Source organism: Sphingomonas bacterium (assembly GCF_903643065.1).
GTDB lineage: Bacteria > Pseudomonadota > Alphaproteobacteria > Sphingomonadales > Sphingomonadaceae > Sphingomonas.
Genome location: NZ_CAHJWX010000239.1, coordinates 1 through 4,487, shown reverse-complemented (window position 1 = coordinate 4,487; position 4,487 = coordinate 1). Strand labels below are relative to the sequence as shown.

Sequence of the window (4,487 nt, the reverse complement as noted above, 5' to 3'; positions counted from 1 at the left end):
CGGGCTGCGCGATCCCGATCGCGGCGCCAAGGCGCTGGTCGCGGGCGGGCTCGCCACTGCCACGCTTGCCGCCGGCGGCCTTGCCTGGTGGACGACGCGCCGCCGACGCGGGTGAAGATCGCCACCTTCAACGTCAACGGCGTCAACGGCCGCCTCCCCGTCCTGCTCCGCTGGCTCGCCGAGTCGACCCCCGACATCGTTTGCCTGCAGGAGCTGAAGGCGCCGGACGCCAAGTTCCCGGCCGCCGCGTTGCGCGCCGCCGGCTACGAATCGATCTGGCACGGCCAGTCGCGCTGGAACGGCGTCGCGCTGCTCTCGCGCGTCGGGGTGCCCGTCGAGACCCGGCGCGGCCTGCCCGGCGATCCCGATCCGGGCCAGAGCCGCTATATCGAGGCCGCGATCGCCGGCGTGCTGGTCGCCGGCCTGTACCTCCCCAACGGCAATCCGCGTCCCGGGGCCCGGTTCGACTATAAGCTCGCCTGGTTCGACGCGCTGCTCGCCCACGCCGCCGACCTGCTCGCGACCGGCGCGCCGGTGATCCTGCTCGGCGACTTCAACGTCATGCCGACCGATCTCGACGTGTACAAGCCGGAGCGCTGGCGCGACGACGCGCTGTTCGTCCCCGCCGTCCGCGACCGCTATGCCGCGCTGGTCGCGCAGGGCTGGACCGACGCGATCCGCCACCTCCATCCGGGCGGGCGAGTCTATAGCTTCTGGGACTATCTGCGCCACGCCTGGGACCGTGACGCGGGGCTGCGCCTCGATCACCTGCTGCTCGCCCCCGCGCTCGCCGCGCGCCTGCGCGCCGCCGGCGTCGACCGCGACGTGCGCGGCTGGGATCACGCCAGCGACCACGCGCCGGCCTGGGTGGAGCTGGACTGCCCGGCCCGGAACGCGCGCTGATCCGATGACGTCCGTCGGCGCTCAGGAGATGGGTGGACGGTCTGGCGGCAGGGCCGACGCGGCCTGCGGACTGACCACCGTGTTGTGGAACGCCGCCACGCGCCAGCGGCCGGCGTCGCGGACCATCACCTGCTCCAGCCGGGTATGGAGCACGCCGTCGAGCGCCGGGAACGCGGCGGGCATCTCGCCGAAGCCGGTCACTTGCGTATGGCTGTTCACGATCGCCACATCCGCCCGGACAAAGGCGAGGTGCTCGATGTGCTGCCGCAGCACCGTGCCGCGATAGAAGGTCGCGAAGATATGCACGTGCTGGCCGACGAAGCCCGCGCGACCGACCGCGAACATACCCACCACGTTGGTGAACACCACGTCGTCCGTCACGTCGCGCGCGATGCCGTCCGCGTCGCCCGCCGCCCAGGCGCGCTCCTGCTCGTCGAGGATCGCGCGGAACGGGGCGTGGTCGGCCATGGCCCGCATTCTCGCGCGATTCGCGTCGCGGTCAACCGGGTTGCGCCGAAGCCGCCGCTGGTCGACACCCACGCCATGACCTTCCCGATCGACGCCGTCCGCGCCCGCTTCCCCGCGCTCCACGCCGCCGATACCGGCCGTGCCTTCTTCGACGCGCCCGGCGGGACGCAGGTCTGCGCGCCCGCGATCGCGGCGATGACCGCGCACCTGACCGGCGGCACCGCCAATACCGGCGGCGCGTTCGCGACCTCGCGCGACACCGGCCAGCTCGCGGAGGACGCCCACGCCGCGATCGCCGACCTGCTCGGCGCGCGACCGGACGAGATCGCGTTCGGCGCCAACATGACGACGCTGACCTTCGCCGTCGCCCACGCGCTGTCGCGCGATTGGGGCGAGGGCGACAATCTGGTCGTCACCCGCCTCGATCACGACGCCAACGTCGCGCCCTGGCTCGCGGTCGCGGCGGACCGGGGCATGGCGGTCCGCTGGCTCGACTTCGATCCCGACGATGGCCGGCTCCGGCTCGACCAGCTCCCCGGGCTGCTCGACGCGCGCACCCGGCTCGTCGCGGCCGGCGGCGCGTCCAACGCGCTCGGCACGCTCAACGACCTGCCGGCGATCGTCGCGGCCGTGCGCGGGCGCTCCGACGCGCTGGTCTATGTCGACGGGGTTCAGTCCGTGCCGCACGTCGTCACCGATGTCGCCGCGCTCGGCGCCGACCTGCTCGCCTGCTCGCCCTACAAGTTCTTCGGGCCGCATGCCGGCGTGCTCTGGGTCCGCGCCGACCTCGCCGCGCGGATCGACGCCTACAAGGTCCGCCCCGCCGGCACGACTGGCGCGCATCGGTTCGAGACGGGCACGCCCTCATTCGAGGCGCTGGCGGGGACGCTCGGCACGGTCGCCTATCTCGACTGGCTGGGCGGCGAGGTGGACCCGACCGCCAATAGCCGCCGTGCCCGCCTCGTCGCCGCGATGCGCGCCTGCGCCGACTATGAGACGGGACTGGGCGAGCGCCTCCTCGCCGGGCTCGCCGCTCTCCCGGGCCTGCGCCTGTACGGCCCGCCGACGATGGCGGCTCGCGTCCCCACCTTTGCCTTCACGCTCGCCGGCCATCACCCCGACGCCGTCGCCGCGCAGCTCGCCGCGCGCGGCATCCACGCCTGGTCCGGCCATTTCTACGCGGTGGAGGCGATCCGCCGGCTCGGGCTGGACGAGGCGGGCGGGCTCGTGCGCGTGGGATTGTGCCATTACTCGACGGCGGCGGAGGTGGACCGGCTGATCGAGGCGCTGAGGGAGCAGGTATCAGGAAGCGGGGAACAGGAAAGCAGGTGACACGAACAGGGCCGGAGCTACCCTGCTCCCTGCTCCCTGCTCCCTGCTCCCTGCTCCCTGCTCCCTGCTCCCTGCCGAGACCCCATGCCCCACTACGGCGACTATCAAAACCAGATCTACGCCGCCGGGCTGCAGGGCGTGTCGCCCAAGCTCCCCGTCGATTATGCCACGCTCGCCCGGCGCGCCGCCGCCGCGCTGCCGCCTCAGGTGCTCACCTACATCCAGGGCGGCTGCGGCGACGAGTGGACGCAGGACGAGAACGCCCGCGCGTTCCGTCACTGGGGCATGGTGCCGCGCATGATGGTCGACACGCGGGAGCGCGACCTGTCGATCGAGCTGTTCGGACTGACGCTGCCCAGCCCCGTGTTCATGGCGCCGATCGGCGTCACCGGCCTGTGCACGCCCGACGGCCATGGCGACCTCGCCGCCGCCCGCGCGTCGGCGCTCACCGGCGTGCCGCTCACCGCCTCCACCCTGTCCAACGACCCGCTGGAGGCGGTGCGCCCGCTTTGCGGCGACACCCCCGCCTTTTTCCAGCTCTACACGCCCGCCGACCGCGCGCTGGCCGAGAGCCTGATCGCCCGCGCGGAAGCCGCCGGGTACCAGGCGCTGGTGGTGACGCTCGACACCTGGGTCACCGGCTGGCGCCCGCGCGACCTCAACGTCGCCAACTTCCCGCAGCTGCGCGGCCACGTGCTCCAGAACTATTTCGCTGACCCGGTCTTTCGGCGAATGCTCGGCAAGCCGGTCGCGGACCATCCGCGCGAGGCGATCGCGCTGTGGGCCGCCAATTTCGCGCGGCCGCTCGGCTGGGCGGACATCGCCTGGTTCCGATCGGTGACCAAGCTGCCGATCGTGCTCAAGGGCATCTGCCACCCCGACGACGCGCGCCGCGCGGTCGCGGCGGGCGTTGACGCGATCTACCTGTCCAATCACGGCGGCCGGCAGGCGAATGGCGGCATCGCCGCGATCGACCTGCTGCCGGCGGTCGTCGCGGCGGCGGGCGCCACGCCCGTGCTGTTCGATTCGGGCGTCCGCTCGGGTACGGACGTGATCAAGGCGCTGGCGCTCGGCGCGCGCGCGGTGGGGATCGGCCGGCCCTATGCCTATGGCCTGGCGCTGGACGGCGCCGACGGTTGCGCACACGTGCTCCGATGCATCCTCGCCGAAGCCGACCTGCTGATGGCGGTCAACGGCTGGCCCACGCTCGCCGCGGTGCGCGAGGCGGGGGCGACCCGGACCGGCTGACGTGGCCGGATCGGCGCGGGAACGGCGTCAAAGGCCAGGGACCAGGGGAGACCGGCATGCCGAGGGCACGGGCGAACGGCATCGAGATCGAATGGGAGGGCAAGGGCCCCGCCGACGCGCCCGCCATCCTGCTCGTGGCGGGGCTGGGCGGGCAGATGACCCGCTGGACCGACGCGTTCACCGACGCGCTGGTCGCGCACGGCTTTCGCACGATCCGCTTCGACAATCGCGACAGCGGCCTGTCCACCAAGCTCGACGCGGGCGACCAGCCCTATGCGCTCGACCACATGGCCGATGACGCGGTCGCGGTGCTCGACGCCGCCGGCGTGGCCCGCGCGCATGTCGTCGGCGCCTCGCTGGGCGGCGCGGTCGCGCAGCTCGTCGCGATCGAGTATTCCGATCGCGTGCTGACGCTCACGTCCATCATGTCCTCCACCGGCAACCCCGCGCTCCCCCGCGCGACGCCGGCCGCGCAGGCGGCGCTGATCGCCCGGCCCGACGTCACCGACCCCGATGCGCTGGTCGCGCACGGCGTG

The 4,487-nt window shown here is 73.1% G+C and carries 5 protein-coding genes; 4 read left to right on the top strand and 1 reads right to left on the bottom strand.

Going from position 1 to position 4,487, the window contains the following annotated elements; genetic code table 11:
- Window positions 1-111 precede the first annotated feature (111 nt).
- The gene (locus HUU95_RS09340; RefSeq protein ID WP_174279865.1) at window positions 112-903 is read left to right on the top strand and encodes an exodeoxyribonuclease III; all 792 of its coding nucleotides are present in this window, start codon (window positions 112-114) and stop codon (window positions 901-903) included.
- Between the two features lie 21 nt (window positions 904-924).
- Here the strand turns inward: HUU95_RS09340 and HUU95_RS09335 are convergent, their stop codons facing one another.
- Window positions 925-1,371: an SgcJ/EcaC family oxidoreductase gene (locus HUU95_RS09335; protein ID WP_174279864.1), complete on the bottom strand. Its 447-nt coding sequence runs from the start codon at window positions 1,369-1,371 to the stop codon at window positions 925-927.
- Between the two features lie 75 nt (window positions 1,372-1,446).
- Between HUU95_RS09335 and HUU95_RS09330 the strand changes: the two genes are divergently transcribed.
- The 3 genes from HUU95_RS09330 to HUU95_RS09320 form a co-directional block, all read left to right on the top strand.
- A complete protein-coding gene (locus HUU95_RS09330; RefSeq protein ID WP_174279863.1) occupies window positions 1,447-2,703 on the top strand; it encodes a cysteine desulfurase-like protein in 1,257 nt (418 codons plus the stop codon).
- A gap of 84 nt (window positions 2,704-2,787) precedes the next feature.
- A complete protein-coding gene (locus HUU95_RS09325) occupies window positions 2,788-3,951 on the top strand; it encodes an alpha-hydroxy-acid oxidizing protein (RefSeq protein WP_174279862.1) in 1,164 nt (387 codons plus the stop codon).
- A 56-nt stretch (window positions 3,952-4,007) separates the two neighbouring features.
- On the top strand, window positions 4,008-4,487 hold a 480-nt coding region (locus HUU95_RS09320; protein ID WP_174279861.1), incomplete at its 3' end, for an alpha/beta fold hydrolase.